Source organism: Caulobacter sp. GW821-FHT11E10, assembly GCF_058808375.1.
In genome coordinates this window covers 290,159-313,580 of the sequence record NZ_JBXARP010000002.1, presented here as the reverse complement: position 1 = coordinate 313,580, position 23,422 = coordinate 290,159, and the positions used below count along the sequence as shown (strand labels likewise).

Genomic DNA, 23,422 nt, shown 5'->3' with positions numbered 1-23,422 from the left:
TGTTCGACAACCTCGACGCAACCCAGACGGCCGCCGTCTCGACGACCATGATCGCCGCCCTCTCGGCGAGCTATCTGAACGGCATCAACGAAACCAATACGCAGGCGCTGACGACCACGCAGATCAAGTCGCTGACCGTCAGCCAGATCGGCGCGGTCACCGGCGGCCTTCTGTCCGAATTGACCGGGACCCAACTCGCCGCCATGACGACGGCTCAGGTGGGGGCGCTGACGGCGACCAACATCACCTCGATCGACGGGACCGAGATCAAGGCGCTGACCACGACCCAGATCGGCGCCATCAAGAAGGAATCCTTCACCAACTTCGCGAGCGCGTTCTACGACGATCTGGAAGCCAGCCAGATCCCTGGCCTGAACACCTCGCAGCTCGGCGCTCTGCCGCAAGGCATCCTGGGCTCCTTCAGCGAGACCAATATCGCGGCGCTGAGCTCCACCCAGCTCGGAGCCATGTCGTCGACGAACCTGCGGTCGCTCAACAGCACCGCCATGGCCGCCTTGACCGCCACCCAGGTGAAGGGCCTGTCCGCCACCCAGATCAACGGGATGAGCGGCGAGGCGCTGGAGTTCAGCGAAACGGCCATCGCCGCGCTCGCCTCGACCCAGGTCAGCGGCTTCGACACCACGACCCTGAATTTGCTCGATGCGACGCAGTGGGCCGCGATGAGCTCCACCCAGCTGAAGGGCCTCTCTGCGACCCAGATCAAGGGTCTGGACAGCGGCGCGCTGGCCGAGCTCGCCGACACCCAGATCACGGGCCTGTCGGCCAGCCAGATCGGGTCGTTCAGCACCACGGGCTTCTCGCTGCTCGACAGCACCCAGGTGGCGGCCCTGTCGGCGACCCAGATCAAGGGCATCGCGACCACCCAGCTGCAGAGCCTGACGACCACCGACATCAGCGAGTTCTCGACCACGCAGATCTCGGCCCTGACCGCTGACCAGCTGAAGAACATCTCGGCGGCCAACATCTCGGCCCTGTCCGACACCCAGGTGGCGGCGCTGGCGAACACGCAGATTCAGGCGCTGTCGGCCACGCAGCTGAAGGGCCTGTCGGTCACCGACATCGACGAGCTGTCCTCGACCCAGATCGGCGCGCTCTCGGCCGCCCAGATCGGGGCCCTGGCCTCGACCCAGGTGCAGGAACTGTCGACCACCCAGATCGGTGGCCTCTCGGCCACCCAGCTGGGGGCGATCCCGTCGACGAACCTGACCCTGCTGAACTCGACCCAGATCGGCGCCCTGACCGAGACCCAGGTGAAGGGTCTGACGACTCAGCAGCTGGGCGGCCTGAACGCCACCAACATCGCGGCCCTGGCCACGACCCAGGTGAGCGCGCTCAGCTCGACGCAGATCGGCGGCTTCACGGCTTCCGGCTTCTCGAACCTGGACGGCACCCAGGTGGCCGCCCTGAGCAGCACCCAGCTGAAGGGCCTCACGGCCACGCAGCTGAAGAGCCTGACCACCACGGATATCGGCGAGCTGGCCGACACCCAGGTGGCGGCGCTGACCGCGGCTCAGATCGGCTCGCTGAATGCGACCAACTTCTCGGCGCTGAACGCGACCCAGATGACGGCGCTGACCACCACCCAGATCAAGGGCATGACAGTCGACCAGCTGAAGGGCCTGACGACGACGGATATCGGCGAACTCGCCGACACCCAGATCGCGGCCCTGGCCACCAGCCAACTGGCGGCGCTGTCGACGACCAACGTCTCGGCCTTCAACGCCACCCAGACCGCCGCCCTGACGACCACCCAGGTCAAGGGCCTGACGGTCGACCAGGTGAAGGGCCTGTCGACGACGGACATCGGCGAGCTGGGCGACACCCAGATCGGCGCTCTGACCAACGCGCAGCTCGGGGTCCTGGCCTCGACGCAGGCGGCGCAGCTGTCGACCACCCAGATCGGCGGCATGAACGCGTCGCAAGTCGGTGCGCTGACGGCCACGGCCTTCTCGGCGCTGGACACCACCCAGGTCGGCGCCCTCACCACCACCCAGGTGAAGGGCCTGGTCGCCAGCCAGATGGCGGGCCTGAGCACGACCGATATCGGTCAGTTCGCCGACACCCAGATCGCCGCCCTGAGCATCCTGCAACTGGCGGCCCTGTCGGCGACCAACGTCTCGGCCTTCGACTCCACCCAGACCGGCGCGCTGTCGACGACCCAGATCAAGGGTCTGACCTCGACGCAGCTGAAGGGCCTGTCCACGACCGACGTCAGCGACCTGGCCGACACCCAGCTGGCGGCGCTGACCACCAGCCAGCTCGGCGCTCTGTCGACGACGGTGGTGGGCGCTCTGAACACCACCCAGATCGGCCAGCTGCAAGCCACGCAGCTGTCCGGCCTGACCTCGACCCAGCTGGATTATCTCTCGACGACCAACATCGAGGCGATGAGCAGCACCCAGGCCAGCGCCCTGACCGCCACCCAGGTGCAGAGCCTGAGCGACGCTCAGATCGCTTCGTACCTGACGATCAACTGACTCTGACGCTCGCCGCTCGCGCCCACCGGCGCGGGCGGCGGCTCGCGTCTCGGCCATTGGTCGAGGCTCCCACCCCATGCCATGATCGTGTTCGGCTGACTCGCGCGCCGTGCTCGCCCGCGCCTGTCCGCCGCCAATCGGTTTCAGGAAGACAATGGCCGACGTCGATACGCTGGATCTGCTGAGCAAGCTGACCGCTGAAGGTTACCCGCTCGGCGACATCATCACCCTCGCCGCGAGCCTGGGAGGGGGCGGACAGCCCGCCCTGGCGGACCAGGCCTACAAGGTCTGGATCCGGTTCAACGCCGAGCATCCGCAGCTCTGCGTGGCGCTGTTCAATCGTTCCATCCTCCAGGCCGCTCTCGGCGACAATGCCGGCGCCGCGGCCTCGCTGGAGCAGGCCATCGCCCTCAACGCCGATTTCATGCCGGCCTACGTCAATCTGGGCGGCCTGCAGGAGCGCGCGGGACTGAACGAGCTAGCCATCGCAACCTGGGAGATCGGCGCCAACCGCCCGGGCGTGATGAGCGGCATGGGCGTGGGATACGCCTTCACCTGCCTGAAGCAGATCGCCCGCCTGCTAGGCGAAATGCACCAGCCGGCCCGCGCCGAGATGGCCTTGCAGCGGGCCGCAGACCTCGACCCGCACGCGATGGACGTGATCGGCCAGCTGGTCGCCACGCGCCTCTCGCAATGCAAATGGCCGGCGCTGCTGCCGAGCGAGCGCGTCCGCCGCGAGGTCCTGCTGGAGGGCGTCAATCCGCTCTCGATCGCGGCCTATACCGACGATCCCGTGCTGCAGATGGCCGCCGCGAACGTGTTCATCGAGCGCGAGGCCAAGGCCACGCCCGAGCAGATCCGCGCCGACCGCCGCGACGCGCCGATCGACCTGGCCGGCCGCCGCCCGCGCATCGGCTACATCTCGTCGGACCTGCGCGATCACGCCGTCGGATACTTGATGGCCGAGCTGTTCGAGGTGCACGACAAGTCGAAGGTCGAGGTGTTCGCCTACTATTGCGGGCCGGAGTCCAGCGACGGGCTGAACACCCGCATCCGGGCCGCGGTCGAGCACTTCACCGACATCCGTCCGATGACGGACGACGAGGCCGCCCAGCGCATCGCCGAGGACGGCATCGATATCCTGGTCGACGTCAACGGCCACACCCGCGACGCCCGGTCGGCCGTCTTCGCCCGGCGTCCCGCGCCGATCCTGGTCAACTGGCTGGGCTATCCGGGGACGATGGGCAGCGACTATCACCACTACATCGTCGGCGACCCGTGGATCATCCCGCCGGAGATGGAGCACTACTACACCGAGGCGGTTCGCCGGATTCCCTGCTACCAGCCCAATGACCGCCGTCGGAAGGTCGACGACAGCTGCCCGACCCGCACCGAGGCGGGCCTGCCCGAGGACGGCTTCGTCTTCTGCTGCTTCAACGGCACCCAGAAGATCACGCCGCACAGCTTTGGCCGCTGGATGGAGATCCTGAAGCGCACGCCGGGCAGCGTGCTCTGGCTGCTGGACAGCAATCCCGAGACCAACGCCCGCCTGCGCGACGCGGCCGAGGCGCGGGGCGTGGACCGCACGCGCCTGGTCTTCGCGCCGAAGATGCAGAACGCCTTGCACCTGGCGCGCTATCGCCTGGCGGACTTGTTCCTCGACACCACGCCCTATGGCGCCCACACCACCGCCTCGGACGCGCTCTGGATGTCCGTGCCGGTCCTGACCTGGTCAGGCCGCTGCTTCGCCTCGCGGGTCTGCGGCAGCCTGGTGCGTAGCGCCGGCTTGCCTGAGCTGGTGGTCGACAGCGCCCAGGCCTATGTCGAGAAGGCCGTCGAGATCGGCTCCGATCGCGCCAAGGCCCAGGCGATGCGCGAAAGCCTGGCGGCCAATCGCGACACCTGCGTGCTGTTCGACATGGACCTGCTGGCGGGCAAGCTGGAAGAGCTCTACGGCGAGATGATCGCCGAATACCAGGCTGGCCAGCGGCCGCGGCCGAACCTCGCCAACCTGCTGACCTATCTCGATATCGGCCTGACCCTGGATCGCGACGATCGCGAGATGCAGGCCGAGCCCGACCTGGACGCCCTCTATGTCCACGAGCTGGCGCGGCGCGACCAGGTCAAGTCGATCCCGGCCGACGGGCGGTTGTGGGAGGGCGCGTCCACGTGAACCGCCGGCAGCTGGAGGCCCTGAAGCTCGACGGCTACGCGCCACGCACCCTTCTGGATATCGGCGCGAACGTCGGCGACTTCACCCGGGGCTTCCTGCAGGCCTTTCCGGACTGCGCCCCGACCCTGGTCGAGCCCAATCCGTTCTGCGAGGACGCCCTGGCCCAGACGCCGTTCGAGCGGCACATGGTCGCCGCCTCCGACGCGGCAGGCGAGGCCGAGCTGTTCCTGTCCAAGGACTGGCTGCAGACGACCGGCGCCTCGCTCTACCGCGAGGCTTCGCACTACTTCCGCGACGAATTGGTGGTTCAGCGAACGGTGCCCAAGGTCCGCCTGGACGACCTGCTGAGCGGCCGTCGCTTCGACTTCGTCAAGATCGACACCCAAGGCGCCGAGCTCGATGTGCTGCGCGGCGGCGCGACGGTCCTGCGCCAGGCCGACTACATTCTGATCGAGATCTCGGTCGTCAATTTCAACGAGGGCGCGCCTCCGGCCGAGGACGTCTTCGCGCAGCTGGCGTCCATGGGCTTCGCGCCGGTCGACGTCACCGATTTCCACCGCCTGGAGGAGGTCCGTGACGGCATCCTGCAGATGGACCTCCTGTTCAAGCGACGGGCGGCGCGGCCGTCCCAGTTCGGGCGGTTGACGGCGCTGAACGACCTGAACGGCCTCGTAAGGCACCTGAGAGCCCGCAAAGCCCAGAATCCCGACTTTCGCATCCTGACGATCGGCGGCGGTCCGCCGGGCTGGCCCGAGGATCTGCGTGACGCGACCTTGGGCGGGGCGGACGTCGAGTTCCCGGGCGACCTGTCGGATCAGGAGACCTACCGCGCCATCCTGGCCCACGTGGCCCGTGAAGGCCGGTTCGACTATGTGGTGGCGCTGCACGCCCTGCAGCTCCTAGCTCGGCCCTCGGTGCTGCTGGAACGCCTGCCGTTGGTCGCCGAGGCCGGCTGGATCACCACGCCGTCGCGCTTTCTCGAGGTCCTCAAGCCCGAGGGGCCCCATCGCGGCTTCGCCCATCACCGCTGGGGCGTGGACAACGACGCTGGCGTCCTGGTCCTGGCCCCCAAGACGCCCCTGATCGAGCATCTGACCTTCCCGGGCGAGACCGCCTGGGAGCAGGCGATGAACAGGTTCGAGCTGCAGGTCGGCTGGCGAGGCGGGCTTCGGTTCGAGATCCTGGGCGGCGAGGGTGCCTTGCCCGCGCGTGGCGAGGCGCTGGCGGCGATGAGCCGGTTCTTCGAAGGCGTGGGGCCCGGCGCCGAGCCGCCGCCCGCGCCGGAAGAGCCCGCGATCGACGTCGCCGGCGAGTTGGCCCAGGCCATCGCCACGGCCCGCAATCCGCACTCCGGACTGCACGCGCTAGGCCGGATGAAGTTCTATCACGACGCCGTCAGCCTGATCCTCTGCGAGCCTCTGACCTGGGAGCGGCTGGCCCTGTTCGAGGCCCTGCTGGCCGAGGCGCAGGCGCTGGACGTCCAGGCGCCGGGGCCGCAGTGGACCGACTGGGTGATCCACTATCGGGTGGTGATGGACTCCCTGACCGGGGCGAACCTTGATGGGCCGACGCCGGATGCGCCGGACGATGGCCCCCAGATCTTCCTGACCGGCGACGGCCAGACCCTCGACGCGGAAGGGCTCAAGGCCCATGCCGACGCCCTGGGCGCCCAGGTGGTGTTCTTCGCCGCCGCCGACGAGCGCTATGTCGAGCTCTATGGCCGCCTGCTGACCCTGTCGGTGATCAAGCACAGCGACGTGCCGTTCCTGGTGGTGATCCACGTGATCGGCGGCAAGGATCGCCTGGCGGAAGCGGCGGCGACCGTGCGGATCGAGGATCCGCGCCTGGTCTTCGTGGGCGATGACTTCGACGCTTCGGCGGTGACGACCCAGTGCTTCGAGGCCCCGCCCAAGGGCCTGATCGAGATCCCCGTCGCCCACTACCAGTCGGTGCGCTTCCAGCGCCTGGGCGGCCTGCTGGACCTGCTGCAACGGCCGGTCTTCGTGTCGGATATCGACCTGCTGCTGCAGCGCGGCGTCGCCGATCTCCTCGACCAGTGGCGCGACGCGGACCTGGTGATCAACGAAAACGACCGCAACATCCAGGCCGGCTCGCGGATCACCGCCAACCTGCTGCTGGCCCGCCCGACCCCCGCCACCGCCGTGCTGCTGCGCTGGCTGCGAACCTATCTGGACGAGCGCCTGAGCGGTGAAACCGTCACCCGCTGGATCGACCAGGTCGCCTTGAACCTGGCCCGCCATCACCTGGCGCTGCACGTCCCCGACGTATCGATCGGGATCTTCGACACCTTCAGCGACATCAACAACGTGATGTTCAACGAGTACGTCCCAGGCCATCCGTTCCGGTTCCTGTCGCTGTACCACGGCTTCGATACGTCGACGCTGGAGGAGTAGGGCAGCCTAGAAGGTCGCCTTGGCGGTCATCAGAACCGTCCCGTCGGCCTCGGCCCACAGCGCGGCGCCGTCTTCGACAAGGCGGCCGCGCGCCGTGACGGTCTCGCCGGCGAAGGCGGGTTTCACGGCGCGAAACGCGAAGCGCGTCAGCGGCCGTTCGGGCATGGCGTCCAACAGCAGCAGGGCGATCAGGGGGCCGTGGACGACGAGGCCCTGATAGCCCTCGACCCCTGTCGCGTAGTCCAGGTCGTAGTGGATGCGGTGGCTGTTCGATGTCGCCGCCGAGAAGGCGAACAGAAGCACGGGATCGGTCGGGGTCTCCTGGCTCCAATCGGCGGCCGGGGCGGATTCCGTGTCCGCGGTCCGAGGCGAGGGCGGGGCGGCGGTGTAAACAATGGTCTGGCGTTCCTGGACGCACCGCTCGCCAGCCTGGCTGAAGGTTCGATCCAGGGTGATGAAGGTCAGCGGCCCGCTGGCGCCGGGCTTGTCCTCGATCTTGGCGATGGTCTCGACCAGCTCGGTTTCGAGGCCGATGCGCAGCGGTTTTGCGAACCGCAGGTCCGCCGCCGCGAACATTCGGCGGGGCGCCTCGATCGGCGGCAGGAAGAGGCCGCGCCGGGGGTGGCCGTCGGGACCGAGATCGGCGCGCGCGACCGGATCGGCCAGGCAGGCCCAGTGCCAGGCTGGCGGAACCTCGTCGGGCGGCGCGGGTCGATCCAGCACCGCCGCAAGACGGGCCAGGTCGGAAGCCGCCAGGACCGCCGTCCGCCGTCGCTCGCGACCGACCCAGTCGGCGAAGGCGCTCATCAGTACGAGCGGGGCAGGCCGAGCACGTGCTCGGCGACATAGGCCAGGATCAGGTTCGTCGAGATCGGGGCCACCTGGTAGAGACGCGTCTCGCGGAACTTGCGCTCGATATCGTACTCCTCGGCGAAGCCGAAGCCGCCGTGGGTCTGCAGGCAGGTCTCCGCCGCCGCCCACGAGGCCTCGGAGGCCAGCATCTTGCCGATATTGGCCTGCTCGCCGCACGGCAGGCCGGCGTCATAGCGGGCCGCGGCGTCATAGACGGTCAGGCGCGCGGCGTGGGCCTGGGCATAGGCGCGGGCGATCGGGAACTGCACGCCCTGGTTCTGGCCGATCGGCCGGCCGAACACGACGCGGCTGTTGGCGTAGTCGCGGGCCTTGCCGATCAGCCAGGCGGCGTCGCCCAGGCACTCGGCGCCGATCAGGATCCGCTCGGCGTTCATGCCGTCCAGGATGTAGCGGAAGCCCTTGCCCTCCTCGCCGATCAGGCTGTCGGCCGGGATGACCAGGTTGTCGAAGAAGATCTCGGTCGTGGCGTGGTTCAGCATGGTGGCGATCGGTTTGATCGTCAGTCCACGCCCCTTGGCCTCGCGCATGTCGACCAGGAACACCGACAGGCCCTCGCTCTTGCGGGCGACCTGGTCCTTGGGCGTGGTGCGGGCCAGCAGGACCATCAGGTCGGAGTGCTCGGCCCGGCTGGTCCAGACCTTCTGGCCGTTGATCACATAGGTATCCCCCTCGCGGCGGGCGAAGGTCGAGATCGAGGTGGTGTCGGTGCCGGCCGTGGGCTCGGTGACGCCAAACGCCTGCAGCCGGATCGAGCCGTCGGCGATCCTGGGCAGCCAGGTGTCCTTCTGGGCCTGGGAGCCATGCCGCAGCACCGTGCCCATGGTGTACATCTGGGCGTGCAGCGCGGCCGCGTTGCCGCCGCTGGCGTGGACCTCTTCCAGGATCGCCGAGGCGGCCGTGAGACCCAGGCCCCCGCCGCCGTATTCCTCCGGGATCAGCACGCCCAGCAGGCCGGCCTTGGTCATGGCCGCCACGAAGTCGGTCGGATAGGCCTTCTCGCGATCCAGGCCGCGCCAATAGGCCGGCGGGAAGTCACGGCAGAGCGCCCGCACCGTCTGGCGCAGGGCTTCGATCAGTTCAGGATCGGCGGAAGCGGACATGGGCCGAGCTTCGGGCCTGGCGGGCCCCGCGTCCAGCCTCCCGCGAGGTCAGCGCCAGCTGCCGCCAAGAGCCTGGACCAGGGCCACCGCCGTCGTCTGGCGCGCGACCGTCGTCGTGATCAACGCCCGCCGCGCCGACAGAGCCGAGGCCTGGGCCGCGACGACGTCGGTGTAGGCCACCTGGCCGGCGCGATACTGGTTCAGCAGCATCTGCTCGGTCTGGTCGGCGGCCTGGGAGGCGGTCAGTTGCAGCGCGTACTGCCGCTCCAGGGTGCGGGCGGCGGTCAACTGGTTCTCGACGTCCTCGAAGGCCTGGAGGGCCGTCTGGCGATAGTCGGCGGCGGTCGCGTCGTAGGCGGCCCGCGATTGCTCCACCCGCGCTTTTCGCGCGCCCGCATCAAAGAGGGTCTGGGCGGCCGAGAGCCCCAGCGACCAGGTGTTGGCCGAGGCCGCGAACAGGTCGCCCAGCTTGCTGGCCGTCGAGGCGCCATTGGCGCTGAGGTTGAAGGTCGGGAAAAAGGCGGCGCGGGCCACCCCGATATCGGCATTGGCGGCGGCCACGCGGCGCTCGGCGGCGGCGACGTCGGGACGGCGCTCCAGCAGGGTCGAGGGCACGCCGATCGGGATCTCCGGCACGACCGGCTTCCAGGTCGCGTCGGCCGCCAGGCGGAAATTGCTGGCCGGTTCGCCGACCAGCACGGCGATGGCGTTCTCGAAGGTGGCGCGGTCCTGGACCAGGCCCTCCAGGGTCGACTGGGCGTTGGCCAGCTGGCTCTGGGCCTGCAGCACGTCGGACTTGGGCGCGATGGCGGCGTTGTAGCGGTTCTGGGTGATCTGGAGGCTGCGCTGGTAACCCGCGACCGTCGCGCCCACGAGCGCGATCTCGGTGTCGGCGCGGCGCAGGCCCAGATAGCTGGCCGCCAGTTCGCCTTGGGCCGACAGCTGGGCGGAGGCGAGGTCGGCGGCGCTGGCCTCCGCACCGGCCTTGGCGCCGCTGATCCCGGCGCGGATGCGGCCCCAGACGTCGGGCTCCCAGCCGGCGCCGATGCCGACTTGATAGCGCTGGGTGTCGCCGGCGCTGGTGCTGCCCCCGCCCGAGGGTGTGCTGCGCGTGCCGCCGCCGCCGGACTTGCTGGCCGAAGCCGAGAGGTCGATGGACGGGAACAGTCCAGAGCGCTGCTCGCGGACCAGGGCGCGGGCCTGGCGATAGGCGGCCTCGGCGCGGGCGATGGTCTGGTTGTCCACCTTCACGCGCTCAGCCAGGGCGTTGAGCTGCGCGTCGCCCAGCAGCGTCCACCAGTCACCCCGGTCGAGATGATCGGACGGCGTGGCCGTCTTCCAGCCTTCCAGGGCCTTGTACTGGGCGGGAGCGGCGCTCTTGAGGGCGGGCGTTTCATAGGCCGGGGTCATCGAGCAGGCCGACAACAGGGCGAGCAGCGATGCGGAGCAGGCCAGGCGAAAAGGGGCGATCATCGAGCGGGCTCCGGCGCGGTCGGGTGGTGGGCCAGATGCCGCTCGTCCTTGCGCGTCTTCCCGCGCAGGCGGTCGAGATAGACATAGACCACGGGGGTGGTGATGAGGGTCAGCAGCTGGCTGGCGATCAGGCCGCCGATGATGGCCACGCCCAGCGGACGCCGCAGCTCGGCGCCTTCGCCGAAGCCGATGGCCAGGGGCAGGGCGCCCAGGGCCGCGGCCAGGGTGGTCATCAGGATCGGGCGGAAGCGCAGCAGGCTGGCCTCGCGGGCGGCTTCCTGGGCGGTCAGGCCCCGGCTGCGCTGGGCGTCCAGGGCGAAGTCGATGATCAGGATGGCGTTCTTCTTGACGATCCCCAGCAGCAGGAAGACCCCGATCAGGGCGATGATCGAGAACTCCATCTTGAAGATCAGCAGGGCCAGCACCGCCCCGACCCCGGCGGCGGGCAGGGTGGACAGCACCGTGATCGGGTGGACGTAGCTCTCGTAGAGGATGCCCAGGACGATATAGATCGCCACGATCGCGGCCAGGATCAGCAGGGGCTGCTGCTTCATCTGGTCGTTGGCGGCGCGGGCGCTGCCCTGGAAGCTGCCGCGCACGCTGGTCGGCATGCCGATCGCGGCCTCGGCCTGCTGGACGGCCAGGCGCGCGTCGGCCAGGGCCTTGCCGTCGGCCAGGTTGAACGAGACCGTGGTGGCCAGCTCGCCGTTCTGGTGGTTGACAGAGGTCGGGGTGGCGTTCTGGGCGACGCTGGCGATGGCCGGCAGGGGCGTCATGGCCGTGGCGGCGGTGTTGAGCGCCGCGCCGGTCGAGGGATCGCGCAGGGCCGGATTGACGCTGCGGGTCGCCGCAGCGGTTCCGGAGCCGGTTCCCACCGGGCGTGTCGGCACCTGGACGTCGTTCAGCGCCTCGGGGCCCTGGGCGAAGGCCTTCTGCCATTCCAGGATCACGGCGTACTGGTTGACGTCCTCGTAGATCGTCGCGACCTGCCGCTGGCCGAAGGCGTTGTAGAGCGCGTTGTCGACGGCGCGCGGCGTGATCCCCAGGCGGGCGGCGCTGTCGCGGTCGATGGTCACCATCGTCTCGACGCCGTTCTCCTGCTGGTCGGAATCGACGTCGGTCAGCACGTCGTCATGGGCCTTCATCGCCTCGGCCAGCTTGGCGGACCATTCCTTGAGGGCGGCGCTGGAGTCGCTGGTCAGGGTGTACTGGTAGGTCGAATTGCTTTGCCGCCCGCCCATGCGCAGATCCTGCACCGGGTTCAGGAACACCCGGATGCCGGTCACGCGCTCCAACTGCGGCCGCAGGCGGGCGATGACGGCCGAGCCCTTCTCCTTGCGCTCGCCGATCGGCTTGAGGTTCACGAACAGGAAGCCGCCGCCGGCGCGGCCGCCGCCGGTGAAGCCGACCACCGTGTCGACGGCGGGGTCCTTGTGGATGATGCCGACCACCTGGCGCAGCTTCTTCTGCATCGCCTGGGATGAGACCGACTGGTCGGCGCGGATGCCGGCGTTCAGCTGGCCGCTGTCCTGTTGGGGGAAGAATCCCTTGGGCACGGCTATGTAGAGCCAGGCGGTCATGGCGATGACCGAGACCAGGATCAGGATCACCAGCGGCTTGGCCGCCAGGGCCCAGTCCAGGCTGTGCTCGTAGGCGCGATGCACGACCGTGAAGGCGCGCTCGAAGAAGCGGGCGATGGGTCCCTCCTTCTCCTTGCGTTGGGATCGCAGCAGGTAGGCGCACATCATGGGCGTGGTCGTCAGCGAGATGACCAGCGAGATCAGCACCGCCGCCGACAGGGTGACGGCGAACTCGCGGAACAGGCGCCCAACCTGACCGCCCATGAACAGCAGGGGGATGAAGACGGCGACCAGCGAGATGCTGATCGACAGCACGGTGAACCCGACCTCGCGCGCGCCCAGAAGGGCGGCGGCGAAGCGGTCCATGCCGTTCTCGATATGGCGGGCGGTGTTCTCCAGCACGACGATGGCGTCGTCGACCACGAAGCCGGTGGCCACGGTGATGGCCATCAGGGAGAGGTTGTTCAGCGAGAAGCCCATCAGGTACATCACGCCGAACGTGCCCAGCAGCGAGACGATGGTCGCCGCCGCCGGGATGAAGGTCGCCCGGGCGCTGCGCAGGAAGACGCTGACCACGACGATCACCAGCACGATCGAGATCAGCAGGGTTACCTCGATCTCGTGCAGCGAGGCGCGGATCGAGTTGGTGCGGTCGCTGGCCACCGCCACGCTGATGTCGCCGGGCAGCTGGGCGCGCAGCTCGGGCAGGGTGGCGCGGACGCTGTCGACGGTCTGGATGATGTTGGCGCCGGGCTGGGCGGTGATCAGGACGATGATGGCCGGCTTGCCGTTGAACAGGCCCAGGGTCCGGGTGTCGGCGACGCTGTCGGTCACCTGAGCCACGTCCGACAGCTTGATGCCCGCTCCGCCGCGCCAGGCGACGATCAGGCCGGCATAGTCGGCGGCCTTGCGGCCCGCGCCGGTGGTGTAGATCTGATAGCGCTGGCCCGCGCCCTCCAGCGCCCCCTTGGGGCGGTTGGCGTTGGCCGACTGGATGGCCGCGCGGACGTCCTCCATGGCGACGCCGTACTTGTTCAGCAGGAACGGATTGGCCGAGATCCGCACGGCGGGCAGCGAGCCGCCGCCGATCTCGACATCGCCGACGCCGGTCACCTGGGCGATCCGCTGGGCGACGATGTTGGACACCGCGTCGTAGATCTGGCCGGGGGTCTTGGAGTCGGAGGTCAGGGCCAGGATGATCACCGGCGCGTCCGCCGGGTTCATCTTGCGATAGGTCGGGTTGCTGCGCAGCGTCGCCGGCAGGTCGGCGCGGGCCGCGTTGATGGCGGCCTGCACCTCGCGCGCGGCGCCGTCGATCTTGCGGTTCAGGTCGAACTGCAGGGTGACCCGGCTGGAGCCCGTGGAGCTTTGCGAGGTCATCTCGTTGACGCCCGAGATGACGCCCAGCCGTCGCTCCAACGGTGTGGCGACGCTGGAGGCCATGGTCTGGGGACTGGCGCCCGAAAGGTTCGCCGAGACCGAGATGGTCGGGAAATCCACCTGGGGCAGCGGCGAGACCGGCAGCACGAAAAAGGCCGCGATGCCGGCCATGGCCACGCCCAGGGTCAGCAGGATGGTGGCGACCGGCCGCCGGATGAAGGGACCCGAGAGGTTCACGACGGCGCCCCCGGGATCGGGTCGGGGTCGACACGGTCGGGATGCGGGCCCTCGTCACGGTGCTTGCGACGCGCGGCCGGGGCCAGGCGATCGAAGGCCAGGTAGACCACCGGGGTCGTGAACATGGTCAGTAGCTGGCTGAGCAGCAGGCCGCCGAAGATGGCGATGCCCAGCGGCCGGCGCAGCTCGGCGCCCTCGCCGAAGCCCAGCATCAGCGGCACGGCCGCGAACAGGGCCGCCAGGGTGGTCATCAGGATCGGCCGGAAGCGCAGGATGGCCGCCTGGAAGATGGCCTCCTCCGGGCTCTTGCCCTGCTCGCGCTCGGCGTCGATCGCGAAGTCGATCATCATGATCGCGTTCTTCTTGACGATGCCGATCAGCAGGATGATGCCGATGATCCCGATGACGCCCAGGTCGTTGCCGGTGATCCACAGGGCCAGCAGCGCGCCCACGCCCGCCGACGGCAGGGTCGACAGGATGGTCAGCGGGTGGATGTAGCTCTCGTAGAGCACGCCCAGCACGATGTAGACGCAGACCACGGCGGCCAGGATCAGCCACAGCTGGTTCGACAGCGAGTTCTGATAGGCCCCCGCCGCGCCCAGGAAGGTGTGGGTCACCGAGACGGGCATCTCGATGGCCTTCATCGCCTTGCGGATCTCGTCGACCGCGTGGCCCAGCGAGACGCCGGGGGCGGTGTCGAAACCGATCGTGGTGGCCGGGAACTGGGCGACGTGCGTCACCTGCAACGGCGACTCTTGCGTCTTGATCGTCGAGAACGCCGCCAGGGGCGCGGGCAAGCCGCCGCCGGTCTTCAGGTTCAGATTGCCCAGGGTGGTCGGGTCGGTCAGCACGCCCGGCTTGGCCTCCAGGATCACCCGGTACTGGTTGGTCTCGGTGAAGATGGTCGAGACGATCCGCTGGCCGAAGGCGCTGTAGAGGGCGTCATCGACGTCAGAGGCGGTGATCGACAGGCGCGCGGCGGTGTCGCGATCGATGTCGACGAATGCCGCCTGGCCGGTCGCCGAGGCGTCGGAATAGACGTTCCGCACCGCCTTCACATGCGCCAGCTCGGCGGTCAGTTTGCCGGCCCATTCCTTGATGGTGGCGGTGTCGGCGCCTTCCAGCGACAGGCGGTACTGGGTCGGGCCGGTCTCGGCGTCGATGGTCAGGTCCTGGGTGGGCTGGAGGTAGAGGGTGACGCCCGCCACCTCGGCGACCCGCTCGCGCAGGCGCTTCATGATCGCTTCCTGCGAGCCCGAGCGATCGCGCTTCAGGTTGATCTGCAGCTGGCCGGTGTGGAGCATGGCGTTGTTGGCGCCGTCGACGCCGATGAACGAGGCGACGTTCTCGACCGCCGGATCGTCCAGTATCGCCTCGGCCGCCTGCTGCTGCAGATCCGACATGCGCGCGTACGAGACCGACTGGGCCATCTCGGTGCGCGCCTGCAGCTGGCCGGTGTCCTGGGTGGGGAACAGGCCCTTGGGGATGATCATGTAGAGGACGCCGGTCAGGACCAGGGTGGCGACGGCCGTGATCAGGGTCGCGGTCTGGCGCTCCAGCACCCAGGCCAGGGCGCGCTCGTAGCGGCGCTCGACCCGTTCGAAGAGGTCCTGGGCCTTCTTGCTGACGCCCTTGGTGTCGGCCTCGGGATGGGCGGTCAGCCAGCGCGCGGACAGCATGGGCGTCAGGGTCAGGGAGACCACGGCCGAGATCAGGATGGTGATGGCCAGGCTGATTGCGAACTCGCGGAACAGCCGCCCGACCACATCGCCCATGAACAGCAGCGGGATCAGCACGGCGATCAGCGAGATGGTCAGCGAGATGATCGTGAAACCGATCTCCTTGGCGCCCCTCAGGGCCGCCTCCATGGGCTTTTCGCCTCGCTCGAGGTGGCGGGTGATGTTCTCGATCATCACGATGGCGTCGTCGACGACGAAGCCGGTGGCGATGGTCAGGGCCATCAGGCTGAGATTGTTCAGCGAGAAGCCCATCAGATACATCACCCCGCACGAGCCGATCAGCGAGATCGGCACGGCCAGGCTGGCGATCACCGTCGCGCGCAGGCTGTGCAGGAAGAAGAAGATCACCAGCACCACCAGCACCACGGCTAGCAGCAGCTCGAGCTCGACATGGTGCACCGAGGCGCGGATGCCGGTGGTGCGGTCGGCCAGGACGCGGACGTCCAGGGTGGCGGGGAGGCCCGCCTGCAGCTCCGGCAGCTTGGCCTTGATGGCGTCGACGGTCTTGATGACGTTGGCGCCGGGCTGGCGCTGGACGTTGACGATGATGGCCGGGGTCTTGTCCGCCCAGGCGCCCAGGCGAGTGTTCTCGGCGCTGGCCACGACCTGAGCGATGTCCGAGAGCCGGATCGGAGCGCCGTCCTTGTAGCTCACGATCAGCGACCTGTAGTCGTCGACGCTGAGCAGCTGGTCGTTGGCGTTGATCGTATAGCTGCGGGTAGGACCGTCGAAGCTGCCCTTGGCGCTGTTGGCGTTGGCGGCGCTGATCGCGGTCTGCACATCCGATAGAGTAAGGCCGTAGCTGGACATGGCCTGGGTGTCGGCCTGGATCCTCATGGCGGGCCGCTGGCCGCCGGAGAGGCTGACGAGCCCGACCCCCGAGACCTGGCTGATCTTCTGGGCCAGGCGGGTGTTCACGAGGTTCTGCACCTCGGTCAGCGGCAGGGTGTCGGACGTGATGGCCAGGGTCAGGACCGGCGCGTCGGCCGGATTGACCTTGGCGTAGACCGGCGGAGCGGGCAGGTCGGCCGGCAGCAGCGAGCCGCTGGCGTTGATGGCGGCCTGGACCTCCTGTTCGGCGACGTCCAGTGTCTCGCCCAGTTCGAACTGCAGGGTGACGACGGACGCCCCGGCGGTGCTGACCGAGCTCATGCGGGCCAGGCCGGACATCTCGCCCAGCTGCCGCTCAAGCGGCGCGGTGACGGTCTGGCTCATCACCTCGGGGCTGGCCCCGGGATAGAGGGTCTGGACCTGGATCGTGGGGTAGTCGACCTGGGGCAGGGCCGACAGCGGCAGCAGCCTGAAGCCGACCAGACCCGCCAAAACGATGGCGGCCATGAACAGAGCCGTGGCGACCGGCCTCTGGATGAAAGGGCGCGAAGGGTTCATCGCGGGGGTCAGTCCTGGCGCTGGCGACGGCCTTCGCCGCCGCCCTGACCTTGGCCCTGGCTGCCGCCTTGGGCGCCGTCGCGGTTCCGACGTTGGCCCTTGCCCTTGCCTTCACCCTTGCCCTGGCCTTGCGGACGGGCGCCGGGCAGTTGGACCTTGCCGCCGTCGCGCAGGCGGTCGCCGCCTTCGGTGATGACCTTGTCGCCGGCCTTGAGGCCTTCGGTGATCTGGACCTGGACGCCGGTGGCCTGGCCGATCTTCACGGGGGTCTTGGAAACGGTCTTGTCGGGGTTCAGCAGCCAGACGAACGCGCCGTCGCCGCCCTGGCGGACAGCCGTGGCGGGCACGACGATCGCGCCCTTGATGGTGTCCAGCTCCATGCGGACATTGACGAACTGGCTGGGGAACAGGGCGTTCCCGGCGTTCGGGAAGCGCGCCTTGGCCTTCACCGTGCCCGTGCCGGTGTCGACCAGGTTGTCGAGGGTCGAGAAGGTCCCGCGGTCCAGGGTCTGGGTGCGAGTCCGGTCGAGCGCGGTGACGGGCACGTTGGCCCGGCCCTGGCGGGCGGCGATGCGCGGCACGTCGTCCTGCGGGACGGTGAATTCCACGTCGATCGGCGAGACGGTGGTGATCACCGCCACCCCGTTGGCGTCTCCCGAGCCGATATAGTTGCCTACGTCGGTGACGCGCAGGCCCACACGGCCCGAGACCGGCGCGATGATGCGGGCGAAGCCGAGGTTCAGGCGCGCCGTGCCCACGGCGGCGCGGTCCGACATCACCGTGCCTTCCAGCTGCTTGACCGTCGCGGCCTGGGTGTCGACCTCCTGCCGGGCGATCGAGTCCTGGGTCAGCAGGGTCTGGTAGCGCGATAGGGTGAGACGCGCGGCGGCCAGCTGGGCCTCGTCGCGGGTCAGGTTGCCCTGCGCCTGCATCAGCGACATCTGGAAGGGGCGGGGATCGATCTGGACCAAGGCCTGGCCGCGCTGGACCACCTGGCCTTCGCGGAACATCACCTGGGTGATCGTGCCCGAGACCTGTGGGCGCACCGTGACGGTGGCGGCCGGCTTCACCGTGCCTAGGGCCTCGATGATGATCGGCAGGTCCGTGGCGGTCGCGCTAGCCACCGCCACCGTGCTGGCCGGGCCGCGACGGCCGCCGACGCCTCCGCCGCCCGGACCGCCCTGGCCGCCGCCTTCGCCCTTGTCGCCGTGCAGCAGCGCCCAGGCCAGCCAGACGATCCCGACCAGGGCGAGGATGGCGATCAGCCCGCCGAGGATCAGCGTCCGGCGGCGCGGAGGCGTGCGCGGGGCGGTGGTCTGAAAGTCGGTCATCGTCAGCCTTCGAGCCGGCCGCGCCAGGCGCGGGGTGAGCGGGCGGCGACAGGCCGGCCCGGAGGACCGCCGGTACGCAGACGGTCTTCCGACCCGTAGAGGCCCAACATGTGCGCCGGTTTGCAGAGCTGAAATGATCTCGCCGCGATGTGGCTCCGCTTCGATGTCGGAAGGCCGTCATTTCGCGGAAAATGGCAGGCGTAGAGGCCGGCGCGCAGGGGCTCTCGGCCGCTTGCGCGGCCCCGGACAACTTACTGATTTTTCGAGAGAATGGTGGGTGTAGTAGGATTCGAACCTACGACCCGCTGATTAAGAGTCAGCTGCTCTACCAACTGAGCTATACACCCATTCGACGGTCCGAAGCACTTGCGAGCCCCGGCGGCGAGGCGCGGAACATACGCAATGATTTTGGCAGCGCAAGAGCTTTTTTCATGGCCAGACGAGATATTAGCGGAGCCGTGGATTTCGCTTACCTGGAAGGGTTCGCGGCGGGGGATTCCGGGGTCGTCGACGAGGTGCTGGCGCTGTTCCGTGAGCAGGCCGCGCTGTGGACTCCGATGCTGGATCCGAGCCATCCCGGCTGGAAGGACGCGGTCCATACGGTGAAGGGCGCGGCGCGCGGCGTGGGCGCTTTCCAGCTCGGCGAGGTCTGCGAGCGCTGCGAGGCGGGCCAGGAGAGCCTGGAGGGGGTCAAGACGGCCCTGGACGTGGCCCTGATGGACATCGCCGCCTACGCCCACGAACAGGCCCTGCGGTCGCTGAAAGGCTAGCGGCAAAAAGAAAGGGGCCGAAGCGAACTTCGGCCCCATGCAGGAGGAGGAGTTTGGTCTCTTCGCCTAGAACTTGGCGCGCAGGGTCACCTGATAGGTGCGGCCGTCGTAGTCGATGAAGCGCGGCAGCATCGGGTCGTTTTCGTATTCCGAGCGCTGTGCGTCGGTCAGGTTGAAGGCGTCGACCGAGATCGTCATGTCCTTGGTCAGTTTCAGCGAGGCCGAGGCGTCGAGCTGGCTGCGGGCCTTGACCGTGCGGGCGTCGCCGACGAACGAATTGCCGGCGGCCAGGTCGTACTTGTCACGCCAGTTGTAGACCAGACGGACGCCGCCCCAGTCGGCTTCGTAGTAGCCGATCACGTTGATGTTGTTCTTGGAGACGCTGGGCAGGGTGATCTTGTTGCCCGCCGTGTCCTTGCCGTCGATCTTCGTATACGAGTAGTTGAACGCGCCACCGAAGTTCTTCCAGAAGCCCGGCAGGAAATCCAGGTTCTGCTGGATGTTGAACTCAAGGCCCGTGACGGTCATCGGCGACTGGTTGGTTTTGCCGGTGACGCGCACTTCGGCGTTCTTCAGCACGCCGCCTGAACCCGTGAACCTGTTCGAGCTGATGCACTTGGGCGAGCCGGCCGAGGTGTCGATCGTCAGCGTGCCCAGGTCGACGTCGATGCCATCGATCTTGCCGCTGGCCGGGCAGAGAACCGATTGGTCGGTGATCGGGCCGATGTAGCCCTTCACTTCCTTGCGGTAGGCCGCGAGCGAGATCAGGCCGCCCGGACGATTGTACCATTCCAGCGACATGTCATACGAGTCGGAGGTGTACGGCTTGATGTCCGTCGCGCCCAAGGTGACCGTGTAGACAGGGTCGGTCGGCGGGTTCACATCGACCGGCACCTGCACGAAGGTGGTCGGCACGTTGTCGCGCGGTTGCGGACGGACGTAGGTGCGGTAGGCGGCGGCGCGGAACACCAGGTCGTCGCGCAGGTCGGCCATGATGATCGCCGACGGCAGCCAGTAGTCGAACTTGTTCTTGCGGGTCGAGGTGCTCAGCGAGTGGTTGATCGCGCCGGCCTGGTTAGACAGCGCCGTGGTGCAGTTCTTACAGTTCAGGGCGACGATCTTCTGGTCGGTGCGCTCATAGCGCGTGCCGACCGTCCCGCGGATCGGGATGCTGAACAGGTCGCCTTTGAACTTGGCCGCGGCATAGGCCGACAGGACGTCGTTCTGGTTGCTGAAGTTGTTGTTCCAGTAGTTGCCGTCCGTGTAGTTGTTCACCACGCCGTAGGGCGTCAGGAACACGCCCGGCGCGCCCAGCAGAAACTGGTCGGGCAGGCCGTTCGGGTTCAGGGTCGTGCGCAGGTTGGTGTTGACCGGCGTGATCGCCTTCAGCACCCGGTTGATGTCGACGTTCATCCAATTGGTCGTCGCGCCGCCGGCTTGGCCGCCGAAGAAGTCGTTCGCGTACGACAGCTGGTAGGCCATGTCCGGCGTGATGTTCTGGGTCTGGGCGCCCAGGGCGGTGTTGCGCGAGCCGCTGGAGGTGAACTTGTTGTGCTCGGCGCGGCCGCCGAACTGCAGCACGTTCACGAAGCCCTCCAGGGTGCGCTCGAAGTCGACCTGGAATGCGTCGAGTTCGTTCTTGGCCTGGCCGTTGGTGCCGGTGACGCCGAAGCGGTCGGCGGCGGTGGTGGCGCTCTGGCCCGGCATCTGGGCGCCGGCCTGGGTCGGAGCGGTGTTGGTCGCCGGGATCAGGAAGCCGCCGGTCGGCAGGTGGGTGGCGTGCGGGGTGACCAGGGTCGCCGTGTAGTCCCCCAGGTTGGCGCCGCCCGTGTAAACCGTCGCGACGATGCCGTTCAGGCCGGCGGGACCGAGGTTGCGATAGGGGTTCTGGACGACGTCCAGTTCGATCTGGTTGGCGTAGGCCTTGGCGCGCGACATCGTCGCGGTGGCGGTCGCCTTCCAGTCGTCGTTCTTGAACTCCAGGGTCGGGTTGATGGCCCAGGTCTGGTTCTCGGCCGGCTCGGAACGGACCGAGTCGAAGGTGTTGATGTTCTCGGCCTTGAACTTGTTGATGTAGGCGCGCGGACCGTTCGGCGTCTGGACGATGTAGGGCGTGCCCATGTCGGTGATCTTGGCGACGGCCGAGGTGGCCGCGAGGGCGGTGTTGGTGCCGTTGCCGGCGCCGGCGTCGATGTAGAGCAGGTTGTTGGTGGCTTCATCCAGCTTGCGCTTGGTGATGAAGGCGTTGGTCCCGAACTTCCACTGTTCGTTGATGCGGAGCTCGAAGCCCGTCGAGGCCGACAGGGTGGTGCCGCGGTTGAACTTGACCAGCTGGCGAGTCTGGCTGGGGTAGTAGACCCCGCCCGGGTTGGCGGCGATCAGAGCGTCGTAGACCGGGTTGGCGCCGGCGGCGGCCTGGTTGCCGACCTGGATCGCGCCCAGGCGGTTGCCCCACGAGTTCACGGTGATCGAGTCGCGACGGAATTTCTCGTCCTTCCAGGCCACGACGCCGAACACGGCGAAGTCGTCGGTCAGGTGCTTGTTGTAGCCCAGCGAAGCCAGCGGGCTGCCGAGGTTGCCCAGGTCGTTATACTCGTAGGACAGCTTGGCGAAGCCGCCGTCCTTGCGCGACAGGGCAGGGTTGATGCGCAGGTCGACATTGCCCGACAGGCCGCCGGCCAGGTTCGAGGCGGACGGCGTCTTGATGACGTTGATCGCGGTGAAAATGTCAGAGTTGAAAGCGCCCAACGGGGTCGAGCCGTTCAGGATCGGATCGGCGAAGGCGCCGCCGTTCAGGGTGGTGCGGGCGAAGCTGCCGGGCAGGCCGCGCAGGCTGATCGTGGCGTTGCGGCTGCCGGCCTCGCGGTTGATCTGGACGCCGGGAATGCGCTGGATGGCTTCACCGACGTTCAGGTCCGGGAAGCGGCCCAGGCCGTCCGACGAGATGCCGTCCGAAATTTCGAGGGTTTCGCGCTTGGTCGCGATGGCGTTGGCGTAGGCCTGGCGGAAACCGGTGACGACGACGGCTTCGACCGTCTCGGCTTCCGGCTTCGGCGCGGCCGGAGCCGGCGTGGCTTGGCGCGCTTCGGCGACCGAAGCGACCGCGAGCGCGGCGCACGACGCCATCAGCGCGGTGCGGAGAGCGAAGGTGTTGCGAGCATGGATCATGAAATGCCTCCCCCGGCGCACTGACCTGGCGCCCTTGAGGGAGACTTATCCGACCAGTTCGGATCGTTGTCAAGAATTGGTAATGCCACTTATCCGGAGGTGGCGACCACTTGGTCAGGCCAAAACCATAGGATGCGGATTAGCCGCCGCACGTTGGAAGCGCGTCCAAGCCCATTGCGGCAGCATGCCTTGAATCGCCAGGGAAAACTTGCCTTCTGACGCCCCATTTTTGGCGCGAGGCGGGCACGCATTCGGCGCCCATTTGTCCGACCAATGGTATGACCAGACGGCGTCGCCGACTTGACCGCTCTTGGCCAAGAGCCGCGGCTCAGCGCGAGTCGCGCCGAAATTGGGCGCCGACTTACCGATGCTTCATTAGCGGCGCGACCGCGGGCTCGCTAGAACGGTGCTCTAGACAAAGGAGACCTCCCCATGCCCCCCAGCCCCTGGAGCCATCAACGCAGCGCCAGCGTCGCCGACGACATCGACTTCGAGGTCAAGGGCGAGGAACTGCAGTTCGTCGAGATCGAGCTCGATCCCGGCGAGAGCGCCGTGGCCGAGGCCGGCGCTTTCGTCTGGAAGGACGCCAGCATCCAGATGACCACCGTGTTCGGCGACGGCGCGGCCGACCAGGGCGGCGGCATCATGGGCAAGCTGCTGGGCGCGGGTAAGCGGCTGATCACCGGCGAGAGCCTGTTCACCACCGTCTTCACCCACCAGGGGACGGGCAAGGCTCGGGTGGCCTTCGCCTCGCCGACGCCGGGCTCGATCCTGCCGCTGAACCTGGGCCAGCTGGGCGGGACGCTGATCTGCCAGAAGGACAGCTTCCTGGCCGCCGCGCGCGGCGTGTCGATCGGTATCCACTTCCAGAAGCGGATGATGACCGGCCTGTTCGGTGGCGAAGGCTTCATCATGCAGCGCCTGGAAGGCGATGGCTGGGTGTTCGTCCAGATGGGCGGCGCCCTGGTCGAGCGCACGCTCGCGCCCGGCGAGGAGCTGCACGTCGATACCGGCTGCCTGGCCGCCTATACGCCCAGCGTCGACTTCGACCTGGTCATGGCTGGCGGCGTGAAGAGCGTGCTGTTCGGCGGCGAGGGCCTGTTCTTCGCCCGCCTGCGTGGGCCGGGGAAAGTCTGGATCCAGTCGCTGCCGTTCGCGCGCCTGGCCGGCCGCATGATGCAGGCCGCGCAGGGCCAGGGCGGCAACCGTGGCGAGGGCTCTATCCTCGGCCAGTTCGGGAATCTGATCGACGGGGACTAGTGGGCGCGTTCCTTCTCCCCTTGCGGGAGAAGGTGTC

Annotated in this window: 12 protein-coding genes and 1 tRNA gene; 5 read left to right on the top strand and 8 right to left on the bottom strand. The window is 68.2% G+C overall.

Annotated features, from left to right (window positions below; genetic code table 11):
- Positions 1 to 47 precede the first annotated feature (47 nt).
- The 3 genes from AC1RRV_RS04550 (at position 48) to AC1RRV_RS04540 (ending at position 7,085) form a co-directional block, all read left to right on the top strand.
- A complete protein-coding gene (locus tag AC1RRV_RS04550; RefSeq protein ID WP_492858654.1) occupies positions 48 to 2,498 on the top strand; it encodes a beta strand repeat-containing protein in 2,451 nt (816 codons plus the stop codon).
- Positions 2,499 to 2,652: 154 nt separating this feature from the next.
- Entirely contained in the window at positions 2,653 to 4,671 is a 2,019-nt protein-coding gene (locus AC1RRV_RS04545) for an O-linked N-acetylglucosamine transferase, SPINDLY family protein (protein ID WP_492858392.1), read from the top strand.
- Positions 4,650 to 7,085 (top strand): FkbM family methyltransferase, encoded by a 2,436-nt coding sequence (locus tag AC1RRV_RS04540; RefSeq protein ID WP_492858391.1) that lies wholly within the window; start codon positions 4,650 to 4,652, stop codon positions 7,083 to 7,085. The genes AC1RRV_RS04545 and AC1RRV_RS04540 overlap by 22 nt, the downstream gene beginning before the upstream one ends.
- A 6-nt stretch (positions 7,086 to 7,091) precedes the next feature.
- Here AC1RRV_RS04540 and AC1RRV_RS04535 read toward each other — a convergent pair whose 3' ends face one another.
- From AC1RRV_RS04535 to AC1RRV_RS04505, 7 genes are all read right to left on the bottom strand, one after another.
- Positions 7,092 to 7,892 (bottom strand): HTD2 family dehydratase, encoded by an 801-nt coding sequence (locus AC1RRV_RS04535; protein WP_492858390.1) that lies wholly within the window; start codon positions 7,890 to 7,892, stop codon positions 7,092 to 7,094.
- On the bottom strand, positions 7,892 to 9,058 hold the full coding sequence (locus AC1RRV_RS04530) for an acyl-CoA dehydrogenase family protein (protein ID WP_492858389.1): 1,167 nt from the start codon (positions 9,056 to 9,058) through the stop codon (positions 7,892 to 7,894). The genes AC1RRV_RS04535 and AC1RRV_RS04530 overlap by 1 nt, the downstream gene beginning before the upstream one ends.
- A 48-nt stretch (positions 9,059 to 9,106) precedes the next feature.
- Positions 9,107 to 10,531 carry an efflux transporter outer membrane subunit gene (locus AC1RRV_RS04525; RefSeq protein ID WP_492858388.1) on the bottom strand — a complete coding sequence of 475 codons (1,425 nt, stop codon included), beginning with the start codon at positions 10,529 to 10,531 and terminating at the stop codon, positions 9,107 to 9,109.
- On the bottom strand, positions 10,528 to 13,728 hold the full coding sequence (locus tag AC1RRV_RS04520) for an efflux RND transporter permease subunit (RefSeq protein ID WP_492858387.1): 3,201 nt from the start codon (positions 13,726 to 13,728) through the stop codon (positions 10,528 to 10,530). Before AC1RRV_RS04520 ends, AC1RRV_RS04525 begins: the two co-directional genes overlap by 4 nt.
- A complete protein-coding gene (locus tag AC1RRV_RS04515) occupies positions 13,725 to 16,856 on the bottom strand; it encodes a multidrug efflux RND transporter permease subunit (RefSeq protein WP_492858386.1) in 3,132 nt (1,043 codons plus the stop codon). The genes AC1RRV_RS04520 and AC1RRV_RS04515 overlap by 4 nt, the downstream gene beginning before the upstream one ends.
- Before the next feature lie 8 nt (positions 16,857 to 16,864).
- Positions 16,865 to 18,187, bottom strand: a complete 1,323-nt coding sequence (locus tag AC1RRV_RS04510) for an MdtA/MuxA family multidrug efflux RND transporter periplasmic adaptor subunit (protein WP_492858385.1) — start codon at positions 18,185 to 18,187, stop codon at positions 16,865 to 16,867.
- A 271-nt stretch (positions 18,188 to 18,458) separates the two neighbouring features.
- A tRNA-Lys gene (locus AC1RRV_RS04505) sits at positions 18,459 to 18,534 on the bottom strand.
- A gap of 84 nt (positions 18,535 to 18,618) precedes the next feature.
- Here AC1RRV_RS04505 and AC1RRV_RS04500 point away from each other — a divergent pair.
- Positions 18,619 to 18,957, top strand: a complete 339-nt coding sequence (locus AC1RRV_RS04500) for an Hpt domain-containing protein (protein WP_492858384.1) — start codon at positions 18,619 to 18,621, stop codon at positions 18,955 to 18,957.
- Between the two features lie 66 nt (positions 18,958 to 19,023).
- On the opposite strand, the gene AC1RRV_RS04495 is transcribed toward AC1RRV_RS04500, so the two are convergent.
- A complete protein-coding gene (locus AC1RRV_RS04495; protein WP_492858383.1) occupies positions 19,024 to 22,125 on the bottom strand; it encodes a TonB-dependent receptor in 3,102 nt (1,033 codons plus the stop codon).
- Positions 22,126 to 22,557: 432 nt separating this feature from the next.
- On the opposite strand from AC1RRV_RS04495, the gene AC1RRV_RS04490 reads away from it, so the two are divergent.
- The gene (locus AC1RRV_RS04490; protein WP_492858382.1) at positions 22,558 to 23,385 is read left to right on the top strand and encodes a TIGR00266 family protein; all 828 of its coding nucleotides are present in this window, start codon (positions 22,558 to 22,560) and stop codon (positions 23,383 to 23,385) included.
- Positions 23,386 to 23,422 lie beyond the last annotated feature (37 nt).